Consider the following 20,192-nt stretch of genomic DNA (forward strand, 5'->3'; position numbering starts at 1 on the left):
GTAACATACCGGTCGCGGTTCTGGAATCGGATCTGGTTCCTTACAGAGAGACAAGGGCCCCAGAGTAACAGAGGGATATGTTCTGTACCCCGGCGGGTCACAAAGCATCTCGAATATACAACAACAGAGTGAGGAGAAAACGTGGCAAGTCCTAAGAATATGATTGTGGCACAATCTGGTGGTCCTTCACCAGTTATCAATAACAGCCTGCGAGGGTTAGTCGAAACAGCCCGGGATCTCCCGGAAATCGGCACAATCTATGCAGGTTGGCATGGAATTGAAGGGGTTCTCAAAGAAGAACTGCTCAATTTAAGTGGTCAGTCACCAGAAGAAATTGCTCTGTTAAGAGTCACACCTGCCGCTGGTTCAGTGGGAACCTGTCGCTATAAGCTGAAAGAACATCAGAACGAAGACTTTGACCGGATCGTGGAAGTCTTCAAGGCTCATAACATCGGATATTTCTGCTATATTGGCGGAAATGACTCGATGGACACCGCGAATAAAGTCGCCCAGATGGCAACCGAACGTGGCGTGGACATCGTCGGAATCGGCGTCCCCAAAACCATCGACAACGATGTGGGAGACAGCGAATTCAAACTGATCGATCACACTCCCGGTTACGGCAGTACAGCCCGCTACTGGATGAGCATGGTACAGATGGCCAACGAAGAAAACCGGGGGAGCTGCCCGGCTGACCCCGTTCTGGTTCTGCAGGCTATGGGACGCAAAATCGGCTTTATTCCTGCTGCGGCCCGTCTGGCTGACCCGCAACGAAAAATTCCCATGCAGATTTATCTTGCAGAGAATCCGGTCAGCATCGAGCAGATTCACGCCCAGGTCAATGACCAGCTCAAAAAAGATGGCCGCCTGATCGTCGTTGTAAGTGAAGGTCTTTCGCTGGGAGACATCGGCGAAACCAAAGACTCCTTTGGTCATACCCAGTTCAGCTCCAGCCAGCTGACCGTCGCGCAATTGCTCGTGAATGAATTAAATCAACGTGGACTGGCCGTTAAAGGCGCCGCCCGAGCCAATATCCCCGGTACTGACCAGCGTCATAATATCGCCTATGCATCCACCGTCGACCTGGACGAAGCTTATGGAGCAGGGCAGAAAGCCGCCTTACTGGCTGCCGCCGGCGAGTCAGGTTATATGTCCACGATCCTGCGGGCAGAAGGTCCTGGCTACAATATCCGTTATGACAAAGTACCTTTACCTGAAGTGGCAAACAGCGAACGTGCCTTCCCCAAGAACTGGATCACCGCGGACGGGATGGATGTCACCGATGATTTTGTCAAATACTGTAAGCCACTGGTTGGTAACGACTGGCCCAGCATCCCCATGATCAATGGCCGTATGCGACTGGCTCAGTTACAGCCTCTGTTCTCGGACCAGAAATTACCAAAATATTTACCTCAGGCTGACAGGTAAGCAGAACGCCTGCCAGTATGAGTTTTGATTGCTGACCGGGCAGTCAAAGATAATTAAAACACCACATACAATTTTTAAGAAGAGATGGGAGAAGATTGTGTCGGATAATCCGTTGGACACCAACTTTAAGAAAAAGAGCGAGTTTTTGATCGGCATTGATTCAGATGGTTGCGCTTTTGATTCGATGGAAATTAAACATAAAGAGTGTTTCATTCCTAATTTCATCAATTACTTTGGCTTGCAGCCTATTTCAAAATATGCCCGTGAAGCAGCTGAGTTCACGAACCTGTACTCCAAATGGCGCGGTGCCAACCGGTTTATTTCTTATACTCTGGCGCTCGACCTGCTGGAAGAACGACCGGAAGTCCTGTCCCGTAACGTAAAGATCCCGAAGTTGCAGGGAGTTCGTGATTGGATTCAACGGGAAACCAAACTGGGCAATCCCACATTGACCGCTGAAGTGGAAAAGACCAAAGATCCTGATCTGGAACTGGCTCTGAAGTGGTCACTGGCTGTCAATGACATGATTGCCGACATGGTTCACGATGTGCCCCCCTATCCCAACGTCAGAGAGAGTCTCATCAAACTGGACCCGGTGGCTGATATGATTGTCTGCTCTGCGACTCCCAACGAGGCACTCAACAAAGAGTGGGAAGAGCACGATATCGCTCAGTACGTGGATGCCATCTGTGGTCAGGAAGCGGGTAGCAAAAAAGAAACACTGGGACAGGCCAAAGCCTGCGGATACGACTCGGACAAAGTTCTGATGATCGGAGATGCTCCCGGCGATATGAAAGCAGCAGAAGCGGTCGGTGCTTTATTCTATCCGATTAACCCCGGAGCAGAAGAAGCCAGCTGGGAACGCTTCATCGGTGAAGCCTGTGACAAGTTCCTCAATGGCGAGTTTGCCGGCGAATACCAGCAGAAAATCATCGCGGAATTCGACAGTTATCTTCCTGAGTTACCTCCCTGGAAACGATAACAGGTCTCTGGTCGTTTTCTCTGGAAACATCGGAAACGAGTCTCATTTATTAACCACAACACATCAGAAGTAAACGAGAATTAACAATGTCAAAACACGATATCGGCCTGGTAGGTCTGGCAGTGATGGGACAGAACCTGGTACTGAATATGGCAAATCACGGCTATTCGGTCGGTGTTTTTAACCGGACGACCAGTGTCACCGACGAATTTATCAGCAGCAAAACCGATGATCAGAAGATAACCGGCTACCATACCTTGAAAGAACTGGTTGATAACCTGGCAGCGCCCCGCAAGGTGATGCTGATGGTCAAGGCTGGTCCTGCCGTCGATTCGATCATTAACGATCTGAAAGGCATGCTGAGCCCTGGCGACATCATCATCGATGGTGGAAACACTCACTTTGATGACACCAACCGACGCACGAAAGAAGTCGAAGACGCCGGCCTGTTGTTTATCGGAACCGGAGTCTCCGGTGGTGAAGAGGGCGCTCTCAAAGGCCCGAGCATCATGCCTGGTGGATCTCCCGCTGGCTGGCCTCACGTCAAATCTATCCTGCAGGACATCTCTGCCAAGGTAGGAGAAAACAATGATATTCCCTGCTGCGAATGGGTAGGGGAAGCTGGTGCAGGCCACTATGTCAAAATGGTCCATAACGGGATCGAGTACGGCGACATGCAGCTGATCTGCGAATCCTACTACATCCTCAAACACGCACTGGGACTGACAAACCAGGAATTGTACAAGGTGTTCGATGAGTGGAATCAGGGTGAACTCGAAAGCTATCTGATTGAAATCACCCGTGATATTTTCACCGTGATTGATGAAGAAACAGGTGAGTATCTGGTCGATGAAATCCTGGATACTGCAAAACAGAAGGGAACCGGAAAGTGGATGAGCCAGCATGCTCTGGATCTGGGTGTGCCCACCACGCTGATTACCGAAGCCGTTTATGCACGCTGCCTGTCAGCACAGAAAGACGCTCGCGTGCGTGCATCCAAAATCCTCAGTGGACCAGATAAAAAGTTCGAAGGCGACCGGGAACAGTTCATCGAAGACGTACGCCAGGCGTTGTATGCATCGAAATTATGCAGTTACGCCCAGGGTTATGTTCAACTGAACTCCGCCGCCGAACACTTTGGCTGGAACTTGAATAATGGGGATATCGCTCTCTTGTGGCGGGGTGGCTGTATTATTCGCTCCACTTTCCTGCAGGATATTAAAGCTGCCTTTGATAAAAACCCACAACTGGAAAACCTGCTGCTGGACGACTTCTTCCGCAATGCCGTCGAAAAAGCTCAACCCAGTTGGAGACGCGCTGTCGCCACCGCTGTCGAACTCGGTCTTCCTGTTCCCAGCTTTACAGCCGCTCTGAGCTACTTTGATGGATATCGTCAGGCTCGGCTGCCGGCCAACCTGCTGCAGGCTCAACGGGATTACTTTGGTGCTCACACCTACCAGCGAACGGATAAGGAAGGTACGTTCCACACTGACTGGATTCGTGAACGCCGTCTGGATTCTTAATTCCCTGACGGGATCAGTGACCGGAAGCGATCTGGTTTTATTGTAGTCAACTCGCTTTTCTGCCCGTTAATCAGGTATCACAACTTGATTAACGGGCATGTTTTACAGAGACTATGATCTGATGTAGCACGCTGTTTGTCTAACTGGCTGAACGAGATTCAAGCAGGTTGACAATGCAATGGGATCATGGGGAGACCCAATCGCGGGGGAGGGGATCAATGCGAATTGTCTTGCTGGGAACTGGTGGATATCACCCGAATCAACGCCGCCATACCGCCTGTCTGATGCTTCCCGAGCTGGGAGTGATCTTTGACGCCGGTACCAGTTTCTTCCGCGTTCAACAATTTCTCCAGACACGAGATCTGCAGATTTTCCTCACCCATGCCCACCTTGATCATATTGTAGGGCTCTCATTTTTTCTGGTCCCCATGCTCACTGACCAGGTCGATTCCGTGAAACTCTATGGCGAAGCCTCCAAGCTTGCTGCTATCCAGACACACCTGTTTTGTGATGAAATCTTTCCCCTGCTACCCGATTACGACTTCACGCCACTTCCAGAAACCGTATCAGTCCCAGAGCAGGGGATCCTGAAACACATACCTCTGGAACATCCTGGTGGATCGGTCGGTTATCGCATCGACTGGCCCGGACATTCTCTGGCTTATATCACAGATACAGCCAATCCAGAGCAACATCTGGAATTCGTAAAAGGCGTCGATCTCCTCATTCATGAATGTTATTTTCCAGATGACATGGCCGAATGGGCCGACAAAACCGGCCACAGTCACACAACTCCGGTAGCCGAACTCGCACGGGCTGCCAATGTAAGGAAGCTGGTTCTGACACACATCGACCCGCAAAAGACGGGCGACGATCCCATTGGAATCAAGGTCGCTCAACAAATCTTTCCCAATACAATTCTGGGTGAAGATTTGATGGAACTGGAATTTTAACCATCGAAATATTTCTCACTTCCTTGATCTTCTTCAGATAAGCAACGCTCCGTCATGACGAAAGAAACATCAACCAGCAAATTTCTTTCTCAGGATCTCCTGGAAATATTGAGAACCCCGGATGTGTGTCATCCTCTCGAAGCCAATGAGCCAGAACAACAGCTGATTGATACCCAGACCGGTCAGACATATCCGGTTGTAAATGGAATTCCCCGCTTTGTCGAACAGGAACACCTCTCCAGTTTCGGTCTGCAGTGGAATAAATACGAAGTGGCACACGCTGACGAAGACCGGGCCACGTTCACAGCGAAAACCGGCATGGAACTGGGCGAACTGAAAGGTCTGAAAATTCTGGATGCCGGTTGTGGCGGCGGTCGCTACTGTAAAGTCGCAGCCGAAGCAGGGGGTATCGTCTTTGGCGCAGACCACACGACGGCCGTCGAGAAAGCGCAACAGCTGAACGCACACCTCGAACAAGTAAACCTGGTCCAGGCTGATTTGAAGCATCTGCCTTTTGAACCCGAATCATTTGATTTTGTGTTCTCGATCGGCGTCATGCATCACGATAAGAATACTCGCGCGGTCTTCGACGCAGTGGCTCACATGGTCAAGCCCGGCGGAAAATACTCCGTCTGGCTGTATCGCAGGAATCAGTGGTGGCAGGAATGGCTCAACAGCGGGTTACGAAAAATCACAACGCAGATGTCACCAGAAAAGCTGGAACCCTGGTGTCGCCTGGGAGCCTGGCTGGGCGGTTTGCCGGTCATTAATAAGGTTCTCAATAAAATCGTCAATTTCAGTAACCACCCGAACTGGGAAAACCGCGTCTGCGATACATTTGACTGGTTTGCCCCCGCGTATCAGTATCATCATACGACTGAGGAACTCAAATCCTGGTTCGAACAGGCCGGGTTCGAAAATCTGAAAGTGCTGCCACCAGAGAAAACAGGCCGTTTCTATCTCTGGTATTATCACCATAACCTCCTGATCGGCAGTGGCGTCAATATCCAGGGAACCCGGTCCAGCAGCGATGTTGCCTCAATATAGCACCTCTCCTCATAATCAATCAGCTTTACCTGCATTCACTAATTCCGATATCCGAAATGACTGGATGGAGTAAGCCTTTTTTAATTGCGACAGACTGACTCAAACAGATCCGAAATACTTGAGACTCTTATTAAACACAGGATCTGGCTTGACTTTCAGAGCGGAAAAAGTGATAGAGGATAAACATGATTAGAGAGATCATCATATTTTTATCTGTTTGACATCTTGAATTCGTGTGGAAATCAGATGCAGCCAAATCATAAATATGGTGGATTAACAGCCGTACAAATTCGGTTCCACAATCAAACACCAACAGACCATCATCCCTGATGGTTACCCAGCGCGACAGGGAGAGTCATGAATCCATCGAATCCTCCGACCGGGCAATCGACTCCAGAAATTGAAGAACTAAGAAACAAATACTATAACGCCTCCGTAATGGATTTGCGTATGCCGCACAACCACTTGATGATTGTGCGCATTAAGCCAGACGAAGATGTCCCCCGTTTCTCCGGCGGTCAGTACACGACGCTGGGGCTGGGCTCATGGGAGCACCGCGTTGATGGCGGCCCATTGGCCGAGTTAGAAAAGCCGAAACTCATTCGCCGTGCATATTCTATCTCTTGCCCGATGCTGGATCTGCAGGGAGATCTACTGGCCAATGACGAGATTGATTATCTGGAGTTTTACATCACTCTGGTACTACGTCCCGATAGTAATGATCCCCCACTCACCCCGAGGCTGTTTCGTCTCAAAGAGGGAGATCGTCTGCATCTGGGGAAAAAACCTGTAGGAACCTATACGCTGAAACCGGTTGAACCCGGCGATCACGTGATCTTTGCCGGCACAGGAACCGGCGAAGCGCCTCACAATTCGATGAGTATTGAATTGTTAAAACGTGGTCATACAGGACACATCGTTTCCATGACCTGTGTCCGCTACACAGGCGACCTGGGATATCTCGATCAGCAGGAACAGCTGCAAAAAAAGTTTTCCCATTATCGTTACGGTGCCTTCACCACACGCGAGCCGGAAAATATTGACGAGAATCACCCGTCCTATGTGGGTAAACAGTACCTCCAGGATATCATCCAACCCGAACGATTTCAGGAAACGTTTGGCTGGTCACCAGACCCGGAAAAAACACATGTATTTCTCTGCGGAAACCCTTCCATGATCGGGCTTCCCGAAAAAAATCAAAAAGGGGAACTGGTATTCCCGGATACCAAGGGAATGGTAGAACTGCTCACGGATCAGGGATACAAGCTTTCCACTCCCAAAAACCCGGGTAACATCCACTTCGAGAAGTACTGGTAAGTCAACACAGATCAGACGAAGTGTGTAGCCCCTCAACGAAAGAAGGGGCTTTAATAAGCCCCTTTTTTGTCTCTGATTTTTGTCTCTGATGTTCGACATTCCCGCAGTTAAATCCCGGCGATGCTTCACTGATTGCGCAAAGAATCAGGACCTTAAAGTGTCAACTCAAGGAGCCAGCCAGAACCTGAAAGCCAGGCGAGAACGGGAATTAACCCTTACGGTGCCTGATCTTAGCTCGTGCACGTCGTTTCTTACGACCAATTTTTCGACGACCTTTACCTGTCTTCTTGGTTCCCATTCGAAGAAATGCCTTTCGTATTTGCTTCTAGATTAAGTAAGTTCGGTTGAATTCATTTTATCATAAACCATTGGTACAATTCATCTTAACAACCAACAGTCATTGCAGAATCAGTCGGGTATCAAATTAACCCCAAGGTGCAAAGAGTTACTTTAACAGGCTGAGCGGGAATCTTCAACCACGTCTGTTCAAGGAATTTAAGGTCCCTTGAGAAATCTGTCATAAAAACAGAAGATAGAACTCTTGAAAATCTCGAACGACTTACACCCCCTTACTCTTCAGGATGTTACTTATGGATTACCGCAACTTAGGAAAAGCTGGCGTACGTGTTTCTCCCGTCTGCCTGGGCACAATGATGTTTGGTGGACCGACCAGTGAAGCAGACTCGATCGCCATCATGCATAAAGCCATTGATCTGGGCATCAATTTTTTTGACACCGCCAACATGTACAGCACCGGCGGATCCGAACTGGTGGTGGGAAAGGCTTTGAAAGATAGACGAGATAAGGTCATTCTGGCTACCAAGGGACGGGCCCCGATGGGCGACGGTCCCAATGACGCCGGGGCCAGCCGAGTTCACCTGATGCGGGAACTGGATCGCAGTCTGCAGCGTCTGGATACCGACTACGTCGACATCTATTATGTTCACACTCCTGACTATCAGACTCCGATCGAAGAAACGCTTCGCACGTTGGATGATATGGTTCGTTTCGGCAAGGTACGCTACATCGCCTGTTCCAATTTCCGAGCCTGGCGGTTGGCAGAAGCACTCTGGGCCAGCGATGTCCGCAACCTTTATTCATTCAGCTGTGTGCAACCTCTGTACAACATCATGAACCGTGACATTGAGGTGGAACTGATGCCTCTCTGCCAGGAAAAAGGGATCGGCGTCGTCAGCTACAGCCCACTGGCCCGGGGGATTCTGACCGGAAAATATCGCACTGATCAGCCTTTTCCGGAAGGCAGCCGTGCGTCTCGCGATGATAAGCGTATGAAAGAAGCCGAACTGCGTGATGTGAGTATTCAACTCTCCCAGGAAATCGCAGCTTACTGCGACAAGAAGGGAGTCTCAATGACGAACTTTGCTCTTGCCTGGTGTCTGGCCAACCCGATTCTTACGTCGATCATTATCGGACCGCGCACTATGGAACAGTTCGACGACAATCTGGGCTGCCTGGATATCGAGATTACAGCAGAAGACGAAGCCTTCATCGACTCACTCGTACCGCCGGGAGAGCATAGTGGTAAAGGCTTCCAGGATCCGCAATATCCGGTAACTGGGCGGGGGAAATAGTCCGCTCAGGTCAGTCCCCCGAACTGACGTACTGCTTCATACATGACGGCGGTCGCGGTGCTGGCCAGGTTCAGGCTGCGAACATCCTGATGCATTGGCAGTTTCAGATTTGAATCCGGATCTTCTTCAAGAATCCGCGGAGGCAGACCGTTACTTTCACTGCCAAACAGGAATACCTGACCAGGTTCCAGCTCCGCATCCCAGACAAAGCGGGTGGCGAACTTGGTCAGCTTCCACCATGTCCTGTCCTGTAGCTGCGACTGCACGTCCGCCAGGCTGTCTACAGCTTCCCAGTTCAGGTGCTGCCAGTAATCCATGCCGGCACGCCGTAAATGCTTGGCGTCGAGCTGGAAGCCCAGCGGACGGACCAGCCACAGTTTGGCACCAACGGCAACACAGGTTCGGCCGATATTCCCGGTGTTTTGTGGGATATCCGGCTGATACAGGACAACGTGGAATAGAGGTTCTTTCGACTCTGACATTCTGACTCTCAAACTGGAATAATTATGATAAAACAGCTACAAATACGAATTTACATGCCTCGCAAGAAAGTGCTGACTATGTAATACTTAACACATTCCCGCTATTATACTTCTGTCTCAGGACAGACCCGACAGAGCGTGACCCGTCTTAGATCTTTGAATGCCATATCTTAGTCGGTCTGTCGCTGTAGTGAAATTGGACACGTTTAATTTCTCAAAACTCATTATCAAACAAAATCCAGTCAATAAGATCTTCCGATGTTTCAAAAAGTTACTGACGCCAGCTTCATCAAAGGTGAACACGAAATCCTCAAATTCTGGGAAGAGAACCAGACGTTTGACCAGCTTCGCAAGAAGAATCAGGGGAAACCCAAATGGAGCTTTATTGATGGTCCGATGACCGCCAACAACCCGATGGGAGTTCATCATGCGTGGGGCAGAGCCTACAAGGATGCTTACCAGCGTTATTACGCCATGACCGGGCACGAGCTTCGTTTTCAAAACGGTTTTGACTGCCAGGGGCTTTGGGTCGAAGTCGAAGTCGAAAAAGAACTGGGGTATGGCACGAAGCAGGAAGTCGTTTCCCATGGGATCGACAAATTCGTCAATGAGTGTAAAAAACGCGTGCTGCGGTTCGCTGCCCGTCAGACGGAACAGTCGGTGCGTCTGGGATACTGGATGGACTGGGACAATCCAGATGAACTGCGAAAGCTTGCTGAGTATGTCGGGAAAGACACTGAAGTCACACTGACTGCGCCCAACGGAAAACAGATCACCGATAAAGCGGATATGCTGGTTTCGCGCCTGGGGAACGCAGAATGGGGCGGCAGCTATTTCACATTCTCAACCGAGAACAATGAAACGATCTGGACGTTTCTCAAAAAATGTTTTGAACGTGGCAAAGTCTATCGTGGTCACGATGTCATGCCCTGGTCCGGTCGCGGAGGTAGTGCCTATAGCCAGATGGAAGTTGCAGACGGTCGAAAGCTGTCTGTTCATAAATCCGTCTTCGTGCGGTTCCCCCTCAAAGATCGGGAAAATGAATACCTGCTGATCTGGACGACGACTCCCTGGACGCTTACCAGTAACGTGGCCGCTGCCATCAACCCGGATCTGGAATATGTCAAACTCCGTGCGAAAAAAGATGACGCCGTCTATTACTTTGCCAAAGAGAACCTGGAATACCAGCGTTTGAGTCGCGAATTTAAAGAAGGGTTCGGACGCCCGGAATGGTCGTGGCCAAAAGACGTCCCCAAACTGAAAACACTCGCCCAGATCTTTAAAGAGCAGGGGGGCTATGAGATTCTCGAAACCATCAAGGGTGCTCAGATGGTGGGCTGGGAATACACGGGTCCCTTTGATGATCTGCCCGCACAACAGTCTCCCGGAGGCCATCCCAGCGATGATGCGCTGCTGGATCAGTCAGGCATCTCATGCCACAAAGTCGTGGATGGTGGAAGAGACTTCAAAGGCAACCCACATGTCGTCGCCGGTGAAGGAACGGGTATCGTACACACCGCCCCCGGTTGTGGTGATGTCGACCATCAGTTGGGCATCCAGCTGGGACTGGTTGCGATCGCGCCGCTGGGTGAAGATGGTCGCTTTGAAGAAGGTTTTGGTGAGTTCACAGGCAGAGAAGCCATCGATCCTGCTACACCTGAGCTGGTGTTCGAACGCCTGAAAGAAAAGGAACTACTGGTCTCTGTGGAGTCCTACCCGCATATCTACCCCCACTGCTGGCGAACCGGCGATGAACTGATCTTCCGACTGGTTGATGAATGGTTCATCAATATGGACTGGCGCGAAGAGATCAAAGATGTCACCCGTCAGATTGACTGGGTTCCATCCAGCATCGATGGTGAGCAACACGAACTGGAATGGCTCACCAACATGCGGGACTGGATGGTCTCCAAAAAACGCTTCTGGGGGCTGGCGCTGCCGATCTGGGTCGATGAAGAAACTGGAGATTTCGAAGTCATTGGCTCTCTGACAGAGCTGAAGGAACGCGCAGTCGAAGGCTGGGAAGCGCTGGAAGGGCACACGCCGCATCGCCCCTGGATCGACGCAGTCAAACTCAAAAACCCGAAAACGGGAAATCTGATGTCGCGGATCCCGGATGTCGGTAATCCCTGGCTGGATGCGGGCATCGTGCCTTTCTCAACCATGCAGTACAATACGAATCAGACGGAGTGGGAAAAATGGTACCCCGCAGATCTGGTCACCGAATGCTTCCCGGGGCAGTTCCGCAACTGGTTCTATGCGTTGCTCTCAATGGCAACCATGATGGATGGCACGCCCCCTTTCAAAACGCTGCTCGGTTATCGACTGGTATTGAATGAAGAAGGTAAACCAATGCACAAATCAGATGGTACTGCCATCTGGTTTGAAGAAGCTGCCGAGCAACTGGGCGTCGATACCATGCGCTGGATGTATCTGGCTCACAACCCTGCATCGGACCTGAGATTCGGTATGCGAAATCCGGATCAACAGGTCACACTGGAAACTCCGGAAGGACCGATCAGCGAAACCCGAGAAGGGGCCCCCACCTGCCTGGTGGAGAGTAAACCTGCTGATGAAATCCGTCGGCAGGTGTTGATTCCTCTCTGGAACTCCTACGCTTTCTTTGTCAACTACGCGCGTCTGGACGAGTTTAATCCCGGGCAAGATCGGATTCCTGTCTCTGAACGCCCGGAAATTGACCGCTGGATTTTATCAAACCTGCAGGCGCTTCTGGCATCAGCGAAAACGGAAATTGAAGCGTATAACTTCGCCGGTTTCCTGAAAAATGCCACGACGTTTATCGACGATCTATCGAACTGGTACATCCGACGCAACCGACGTCGTTTCTGGCGTTCTCAGGATGCAAACGATACCGATAAACTGGCCGCCTATCAGACTCTGTTTGAAGTACTGGTCACGCTCTCAAAAGCGTTGGCCCCCAGCATCCCCTTCCTCTGCGAACGTATGTATCAGAATCTGGTTACCAGCTGGGACCAGTCTGCTCCCAATAGCGTACACCTCTGTGATTTTCCCGTATGTGATGCAACACTGCTCGATGAAGAACTCAACTTCCGGGCAGCTCAGGCACAGATCGTGGTTAAGCTGGGTCACAAACTGCGGGATGAATCCAATCAGCGGGTTCGTCAGCCTCTGGCTGAATTACGATTCGCCTGCCAGTCGCCTCAGCAGGCGGATGCCATCGAGAACCTGGCTAATACGATTGAAGAGGAATTGAACATCAAACAGGTGACGCGCTGCGAGAACCTGGATGATCTGGTCAGCTACACCTACAAACCGAACCTGAAAACACTGGGGCCGAAATACGGCAAGCTGTTGGGCATGCTGCGCCAGCAGTTGCCTGAAGTTGGTGACGAAGTACTGGGACCGCTCAGACGGGGTCAATCGGTTTCCATTGAGCTCTCAGGCAATCAGATTGATCTTGAACCAGATGACGTTCTGGTGGGAACCGAACAGGCCGCCGACTGGGTCTGTGCGGATGAGCAGGGGATTCAAATCGCCGTTTCCACGAAGCTCTCTCCTGAACTCGAACAGGAAGGCATGGCCCGCGACTTCGTGCGACAGATTCAACAGTTGCGTAAGGAAGCTGACCTGGAGATTGAAGACCGGATCAAAATTTTCTTCACTCCTGTCGATGCGACCGAAGTTAAAGAAGCTGTTACTACCTGGTCTGACTATATCCTGGGTGAAACGCTCGGCGATCAGTTGGAACAGTCTGAGCAGACCGATGACAGTAAAGAAGTTTCGATCGGAAACAGCAAAGTGACATTGCGAATCGAAAAATCATAAGGCTGAAGACAAACAAGGAGCGTCAACACAATCAGAATGTTGACGCTCCTTTTTTACCCGGTCATTTCTCCGTGTTTTGCTGTTCCTGCAGACGCTCAACCAGGCGGCCTACGTATGACTGCAGTCGTCGGTCCAATTGAGCATTCTTCAGTGGCAGCTTAGCAATCTGGACCTGCACCCGGGCCACTTTTTCACTGCCCAGTTTATCCAGGCCATTTAACGCCAGCATGGCCACATAGACGCCTTCTTTTTTCTGATCTGATAATGAAATCAGTGTATCGACGGCATTGTCAACATCCTGATGAGTACCATATTTCCCGAGTGCTTCTGCAGCGATACAACGCACCGATTTAGAAGAATCTTTCAATGCTTTATCGAGTGGCTCATGTGCTTGCGCGACTGCTTTATCGCCACGCATCAACAGGCCCATCGCCGCCCAGTAGCGGATTGCTGAATTCTGGCTGGAAAGCCCTTTGATCAGCTGGTCCACGCCGGACGGTTTTCCAGAAGAAGCGAGGTCGGCCATCATCAAAATCTGTTTGAGTGGATACAGTTCTTTGTTCTGACCAATCAGATAAGGAGCCCCCCCATCCGACAGGCTGTGAAACTCTGCTTCCGGCAAAAAGCCAAGATCTCTGATTGCGAGTATCTTTTTATGCTGCGCCTGCTTCAGCTCTTCCAGAACCTGCTGATGATCGGCAGAGTCAGCCAGATTGTTGACTTCATCCCGGTCCGCCTGCAGATCGTACAATTCTTCGGCTGGTTTCGTCTCCCAGAAATAGGTTTGAGGCGGCTTGAGTTCGCCTGCATCGTACATTTTCTTCCAGACCTGAGTTGTCGGTGTCTGGAACATGTAATTCAGATACTGACCATATTTTTTGTGAGGCATATAGTTCTTGATATACAGATAACGCTGATTTCGAACGGAGCGAACCAGGTCGTAACGTTCATCCATCCTGCCCCGAAAGCCATAGAGATACTCTTGTGGCTTCGTTTTAAACTCACCCATGAAGGCATCGCCTTGCATATGCTGTGGTGGTTTGACACCAGCCAGGCTCAGCACAGTCGGCGCAAAGTCTACAAAACCTACCAGTCGATCTGTTTTCCCCTGAGCCTCATAATCAGCGGGGGCCAGCTTGCGAAATTTCGGGGGAACATACACCACCAGGGGAACCTGCAAACCCGAGTTGTAAGGCCAGCGTTTACTGCGCGGCATCCCTGAACCATGGTCACCATAGTAGAAAATGATCGTATCTTCTGTGAGTCCGGCTTCGGCCAGTTCCTTGAGATTCTTGCCGACTTTCGCATCCATTTCGGTGATCCGGTCATAATACTGCGCCCAGTCATGGCGGACTTCGGGAGTATCAGGATGGTAGGCGGGGATTCTTACTTTGGCGGGATCATGAATCAGTGTATGCGGGCGATTACGAATTTTACTTTCGTGACTGATTGTATGATTAAAAACCGCAAAGAAGGGTTGTCCCGGCTTTCGATTCTTCCAGTGCGATTTTCCATTCGACTGGTCCCAGACTTTTCCGGTTTTCTCCACATTGTAATCTTCCTTGCTGTTATTCGTGCAGTAATAGCCTGCCTGTCTGAGATACTGTGGATACAGCAGCACATTTTCAGGCAATTTGACCATACTTCGCATATGCTCGGCTCCCAGGCAGGTCGGATACATGCCGGTGATCAGCGTCGTTCGTGCAGGGGCACAAACTGGAGCTGTCGACCAGCAGTTCAGATAGATCATGCCTTTCGCAGCCAGCTTGTCAATGTGGGGAGTATCCGCATACTCATCCCCGTAACAGCCCAGATGGGGGCCATTGTCTTCGCTTGTGATCCAGAGAATATTCGGGCGCCCCCGTTCAGATTCGGCAGCAGAGACACTGACCGAAAATAACGCCGTGCAAATGGCACATAAGGAGAACAAACTCCAATTCAACTGATTCAGCAGAGCACTTCGAAACCGCATATGTTTTTCTTTCAAATCAAAAGTTGTTAAGAATCTGGTTGAGTAAGCTTCAAAACAGGATCATGTTCTAACAGTTACCGGATTTGAGTTTTGCTGTTTATGAAAACTCCAGCTTTACTTACTCCGTAAATCATAACAAAGGAGCAGGTCCTGATCCCGCAAAAACAGTTTGCCATCCACCACAACCGGATGAGGCCAGGCCCGGTTCCCACTGCGCTCGGGCTGGTTAAAGCGTCCCTTTTCTACATATTCTTTTGGGTTGACTTCCACCAGAGCCACTGGCCCATTTTCGCTCCTCAGATAGAGATGTCCGTCGGCACAGGTCAGTGCGCCTTTTCCCACAGAGCGATTCTGCCACACTGTCTGTCCGTTAGAAAGATTGATACAAGTCAAAAAATTCGGATCACTTGAGCCATACAGGAAACCATCCACTTCCACCATGCCTCCATGATGATTCTTCATCTCACGTGTGAAGAATGCCAGTTTCGCGTTCACTCCATTCTGAGCCGCCGACAACTGGAGCAGGGCACCGCCGGTCCCGTATCCGGAAGCGTAAAAGATCGAATTCTGCTCTGCATAAAATACCGGGGCAGAACAGTTTGCCGTTTTGTTCGCTGCCTTGTCATTTCCCCACAATGGCCTGCCACTGGCCGACTCGATTCCCATTACACCAGCGTGGGTAAAATTCACATACTGTCTGATGCCTCCCACATTGATGGTAATGGCAGAGGCATAACCAGCCTGCGGATTTCCGGGAACGGCTGATTTCCAGATGAGGCTGCCGTCCTGTTTCTTCAGAGCCACCATGGTTGCACCTGCTCCACCCGGAGTACAGATCAGTTGATCTCCATCAATCAAGGGTGATTCGCTGATACCCCAGACGATATTACGCGCGTTGAACTCCTGGAGAATATTTTTGCTCCATTCCATATTGCCGTCTTTAGTTGATAAACAAATCAGATTCCCATTCGCACCCAGTGCATACACTTTTTCGCCATCAATAGTGGGAGTCGAACGGGGGCCATTTCCCTGATTGTTTTCAAACACAGATCCATTTGGTTGTGACCAGACAACTTCCCCGGTATTGACATCAATGGCCATCACCGTTTCTTCATTGCCTTTTGTTCCCATTGTAAACAGCAGGTTCCCACTCACTGAAACAGATGAGTAGCCTTCACCCAGACCGCGCGCAGTCCATAACAGTTTGGGAGGATTCTGATTCCAGTCTTTACTTAAGCCGGTCTCATAGGAAATATTTCGTCGATCAGGACCACGAAACTGAGTCCATCCCTGCGTTTCAGGCGTCTCTCCGGGAGTTGCTGCACTGTTGCGTTCCTTCATTGTTTTTTTCGGACGATTGGCTGGGTCACTCGATTTCTTTCCCACCGCATCGCGAACGGAAAAGCGTGTTATCTCACCCTTTGCAGAAGTAAAAATGGTGGCCCTCTGACCGATTTCAAACTGATCGAATTCAGCTGGTTTCCCGTTGAAGGTCACAGGCACGTCTGCGGGAATGAGAAAACTTTTTTCTTTTCCCTGAGTCGATTTAATTACCACCTGTTTCGGTGCAGCGGAAACCGATTTAATTTCTCCGCTGAAGATAGCCGCTTCGACTCTGCTGCTGAAGCTGATCGCCAACAGACATAACAACACGCTCAATCGACTGATAGATCGCATGAGAATTCCTTCTGATTCGGTGTCACCAGATGACAGGTTCTGAAGATTGATAATCAGCAAACAGGCTTCGATTATACTGCGATCCACTCACGGTATGAAGCAGGAAACCGGAATTGTCGGAAATTGAAAACCATTCCCGACAATTCACATCCTGAAGAATTTACCGTTTTCGACATTGATGACTTTCTTATTTTGTGTCTTGAAAGACATTTCAATCAACACCGGTCGATGATCTGACACCCACGTCCAGCGATTCTCCGCGTGATACAGTTCAATGAATTCATTCACCCAGATCCCATCCAGATCCAGGACTGGAATCGGCAATGGCCAGGTCGCCAGATATCCATCGCCGGCAATTTCCAGACTGTTATTGCAACTCTTTCTCAGCGAGTCAAAGTGCACTGAATCTCTGGGAGTATTAAAGTCTCCCAGCACGAGAACCGGCTGCTGATTCAGTTGAGATACCTGATCTGCCAGTTCTTTGAGAGCGGCTCTTCTTGATTTCAGAACTTTACTGTAGATATCCACAAGAAAAACAGCGGGCACGCTAATGTCAGCCTGATCAGACTGCAAACGGAATCTCAGATAATGCCCCATATCGACCAGTCTGCCAGAAGAAGTTTCTGTGATGGGAAGCCGCGATAGAAAAACAAAACCATTCTGAACGACCTGATAGGGATGTTCTGGAAATGACTGTTTCCAGAACTGCTTCATTTCCGCAGAATCGGGCCCCGCTTCGACCAGGCCGATCAGATCTGGATCCAGTTGCTGTAATTCATTGATCACATGCTCTATTCCCCAGAGCCGATCGCCAATATTCCAGAACAGAACCCGTTTCTTTGACGGATCGTGTTGCAATACACTGTACGCGCCTGTATCGCGAAATTGCGTGTTCCAGCACCAGATTCCGGTCATGATTGAAAGCAGAAACCAGATCACGGCGATCCGCCGCCAGTGAACTATCCAGGCCAGCACAAATACGACGAAGGCCCCCAGACTCAACAGAATTAAAGGAGACATATAAAAAACCAGGGAAGCAACAGCACTGCTCGAGTCTCGGACTGTGAAACGAATCGAAATAGCCAGGCACCAGAAGACGGAAATCAGGAGAACCAGTACTTTCATCAGCCAGACCTGAAACGCTGTTCGCAGTCTGCGTCTGGGAGATTGCCCATTTTGAGAACTATGACTGTCTGTGCGCTCTGAATTCATGTCTTTGATTTCTGTTGAACTGGTTCATATTATTCGGCGTGAAATTCAGTTGATTCCCTGTAACTTCTGCTGGTCGAGATGGCTTAAGATATGTTATGATTCTGCTGCTGGGATTACTGCAAAAGCAGTTGAAACACCAAATTCACCTTCAGAGGATATCACTCACCATGAGCCAGACCCCCGAATCACGCATCCAGGAACTGGGGCACACACTGCCTACTCCTCCTCAGGCGGTAGGATCATACATTCCCGCTACCCAGTTTGGAAATGTCATTGTTACCAGCGGACAGTTGCCCTTCATTGGCAGCGAATTGATGTTCAAGGGAAGAGTAGGGGATCACCTGCATGAAGACGACGGTTCCAATGCCGCCAGTCTCTGCCTGCTCAATGCATTGGCACAGATCAAAACAGTCACAGGGGAACTCTCAAATATCAAACGTATTATCCGACTGGAAGGATACGTACATTCGGCACCTGGATTTGATCGGCAACCTTACGTGCTGAATTCTGCATCACAACTGTTAACTGATATTTTTGGTGACAAAGGCAAGCACACTCGAGTGGCTCTGGGAATCTCGGAAATGCCTTTAAATGCAGCGGTCCAACTGGCGCTCTGGGTAGAGGTCGAATAAACGGCCGGCTGTTACGAATGAATAGCTGGAGCGCATCACATTTAACCATAGCGTCTCTCGATCTATTATAGTCGGTCCAAATGGCACTGGAGACGCTACAGTAAAACTGGACACAGTCTAATCAGCATAAGCTTCTTATTTTAATGGATTGATCAAGATGTATTGGCCTGAAACGAGGAGAGCTAAAAGAACATTATTCGGCGGTCTCGCCTTACGTCAGACAGCCGTTTATCTGATGTTTCTCATACTGTCGACCAATCTCGTTTCAGGCCAGTTACCCAAGATTACTCCCCGTACAACAAAGCCTGCGGAAGCAGCTGCTTTCACTCCCTCAGAGTCTGCTGATTCACAGGCAGAGCCAGGGACCTGGACGTCGTTTCTGGGAAATCACCGAAATGGGATTTCCGACGAAACGGATCTGAATCTGGACTGGAATGTACATAAGCCGGCCGTTTTATGGAGAGTTCCCCTGGGAGGGGGGTATTCATCAATGGTCATCGCCGAAGGCCGGCTCTGGACTATGGCGACGCATCTGACAAACGATTTCGTGGTCTGCTTTGATGCCCGAACTGGAAAAAAACTTTGGACCACTGAGGCAGCTCCCACTTATATTGATCATCAAAAACAGGCACGCGGGCCACGTTCGACCCCCACATACCATGAGGGCAAACTGTACTGCCTGCTACCTGCGGGTGATTTACTTTGTCTGAATGCCAAATCAGGCGAGGTTCTCTGGAAAGTCAATATTTTTCAGATCAGCGGAGCCCCACGACAGGAAGAACAGACTCTCTATTACTGGGGCATGTCTGCTTCACCTTTGATCGAAGGAGATCTGGTGATTCTTCAGCCAGGGGGAAATAACAATAATTCGGTGATCGCAGTCAATAAAGATACCGGAAAACTGGTTTGGGGAGTGGGCAACGATCCGCCTGGTTATGGTTCTCCTATTGTGGTTGACACGCTTGATCAGCGACAAATTATTGTTCCGACCGGATCGTCGATCCTGTCACTGAACCCGGAAGAGGGGAGTTTACTCTGGCGCATTGTCTGGGGAAATAAATACAACTGCAATTGTGCGACCCCCGTCTGGAATGATGAATCACTCTTCATCTCTTCCGCCTACGGCACAGGCTGTATGCGGTTTGCCTTATTTCGGCAGAATGAAGAAATCCGTCCGATTTCACAATGGAAAAGCCTCTCACTGCAGAATCAGTTTGCAACCAGTATTATCAAAGACGGCTATATTTATGGACCACACGGAGACCTGGCTGCTGCCTCTTATCGTTGTCTGGATATGCAGCGAGGGAAGATTCAATGGCAAACACGACGTGTCGGCAAATGCACACAGATCGCCGCAGAGGGTCATCTGATCTGCCTGACAGAGCAAGGGGCACTGATTCTGGCGGAAGCCAATCCCACAGAGTATCGAGAGAAAGGAAATTTAACCGGTCTACTGAGCTTCAAAGCATGGGCTCACCCTGCGTTGGCCAATCGCCGGCTCTATCTGCGTGATGAAAAAAGACTGATTTGTCTCGATCTTCAAGAAAAATAGCCGTGTAGAAGTGGAT

14 protein-coding genes are annotated in these 20,192 nt (G+C 50.0%); 10 read left to right on the forward strand and 4 right to left on the reverse strand.

From position 1 onward, the window contains the following. Positions 1–141: 141 nt before the first annotated feature. The 7 genes from Pan161_RS05615 (at position 142) to Pan161_RS05645 (ending at position 8,842) form a co-directional block, all read left to right on the forward strand. Positions 142–1,428: a diphosphate--fructose-6-phosphate 1-phosphotransferase gene (locus Pan161_RS05615; RefSeq protein ID WP_232103634.1), complete on the forward strand. Its 1,287-nt coding sequence runs from the start codon at positions 142–144 to the stop codon at positions 1,426–1,428. Positions 1,429–1,525: 97 nt separating this feature from the next. Next, positions 1,526–2,410: an HAD family hydrolase gene (locus Pan161_RS05620; protein ID WP_145224846.1), complete on the forward strand. Its 885-nt coding sequence runs from the start codon at positions 1,526–1,528 to the stop codon at positions 2,408–2,410. 86 nt (positions 2,411–2,496) lie between these two features. Continuing rightward, a complete protein-coding gene (gene gnd, locus Pan161_RS05625) occupies positions 2,497–3,933 on the forward strand; it encodes a decarboxylating NADP(+)-dependent phosphogluconate dehydrogenase (RefSeq protein ID WP_145224848.1) in 1,437 nt (478 codons plus the stop codon). A 218-nt stretch (positions 3,934–4,151) separates the two neighbouring features. After that, the gene (locus Pan161_RS05630) at positions 4,152–4,886 is read left to right on the forward strand and encodes an MBL fold metallo-hydrolase (protein WP_145224850.1); all 735 of its coding nucleotides are present in this window, start codon (positions 4,152–4,154) and stop codon (positions 4,884–4,886) included. Between the two features lie 54 nt (positions 4,887–4,940). Continuing rightward, positions 4,941–5,933: a methyltransferase domain-containing protein gene (locus Pan161_RS05635; protein WP_145224852.1), complete on the forward strand. Its 993-nt coding sequence runs from the start codon at positions 4,941–4,943 to the stop codon at positions 5,931–5,933. A gap of 357 nt (positions 5,934–6,290) precedes the next feature. Next, a complete protein-coding gene (locus Pan161_RS05640) occupies positions 6,291–7,250 on the forward strand; it encodes a ferredoxin--NADP reductase (RefSeq protein ID WP_145224854.1) in 960 nt (319 codons plus the stop codon). 590 nt (positions 7,251–7,840) lie between these two features. Beyond that, positions 7,841–8,842 (forward strand): aldo/keto reductase, encoded by a 1,002-nt coding sequence (locus Pan161_RS05645; RefSeq protein ID WP_145224856.1) that lies wholly within the window; start codon positions 7,841–7,843, stop codon positions 8,840–8,842. 5 nt (positions 8,843–8,847) lie between these two features. Here Pan161_RS05645 and Pan161_RS05650 read toward each other — a convergent pair whose 3' ends face one another. Then, positions 8,848–9,324: a tRNA (cytidine(34)-2'-O)-methyltransferase gene (locus tag Pan161_RS05650; RefSeq protein ID WP_145224858.1), complete on the reverse strand. Its 477-nt coding sequence runs from the start codon at positions 9,322–9,324 to the stop codon at positions 8,848–8,850. 258 nt (positions 9,325–9,582) lie between these two features. Here Pan161_RS05650 and Pan161_RS05655 point away from each other — a divergent pair, with 258 nt between their 5' ends. After that, on the forward strand, positions 9,583–13,131 hold the full coding sequence (locus tag Pan161_RS05655) for a class I tRNA ligase family protein (protein ID WP_145224860.1): 3,549 nt from the start codon (positions 9,583–9,585) through the stop codon (positions 13,129–13,131). Between the two features lie 61 nt (positions 13,132–13,192). Here Pan161_RS05655 and Pan161_RS05660 read toward each other — a convergent pair whose 3' ends face one another. The 3 genes from Pan161_RS05660 to Pan161_RS05670 form a co-directional block, all read right to left on the reverse strand. Further along, on the reverse strand, positions 13,193–15,103 hold the full coding sequence (locus Pan161_RS05660; RefSeq protein WP_145224862.1) for a sulfatase-like hydrolase/transferase: 1,911 nt from the start codon (positions 15,101–15,103) through the stop codon (positions 13,193–13,195). Positions 15,104–15,217: 114 nt separating this feature from the next. Continuing rightward, entirely contained in the window at positions 15,218–16,780 is a 1,563-nt protein-coding gene (locus Pan161_RS05665) for a PQQ-binding-like beta-propeller repeat protein (protein WP_145224864.1), read from the reverse strand. Positions 16,781–16,924: 144 nt separating this feature from the next. Continuing rightward, the gene (locus tag Pan161_RS05670; protein WP_145224866.1) at positions 16,925–17,992 is read right to left on the reverse strand and encodes an endonuclease/exonuclease/phosphatase family protein; all 1,068 of its coding nucleotides are present in this window, start codon (positions 17,990–17,992) and stop codon (positions 16,925–16,927) included. Positions 17,993–18,159: 167 nt separating this feature from the next. Here Pan161_RS05670 and Pan161_RS05675 point away from each other — a divergent pair, with 167 nt between their 5' ends. Together Pan161_RS05675 and Pan161_RS05680 are read left to right on the forward strand one after the other, a co-directional pair. Beyond that, positions 18,160–18,624: a RidA family protein gene (locus tag Pan161_RS05675; RefSeq protein WP_145224868.1), complete on the forward strand. Its 465-nt coding sequence runs from the start codon at positions 18,160–18,162 to the stop codon at positions 18,622–18,624. A 157-nt stretch (positions 18,625–18,781) separates the two neighbouring features. Then, on the forward strand, positions 18,782–20,176 hold the full coding sequence (locus Pan161_RS05680) for a PQQ-binding-like beta-propeller repeat protein (RefSeq protein WP_145224870.1): 1,395 nt from the start codon (positions 18,782–18,784) through the stop codon (positions 20,174–20,176). Positions 20,177–20,192 lie beyond the last annotated feature (16 nt).

The organism is Gimesia algae, from assembly GCF_007746795.1.
Taxonomy (GTDB): domain Bacteria; phylum Planctomycetota; class Planctomycetia; order Planctomycetales; family Planctomycetaceae; genus Gimesia; species Gimesia algae.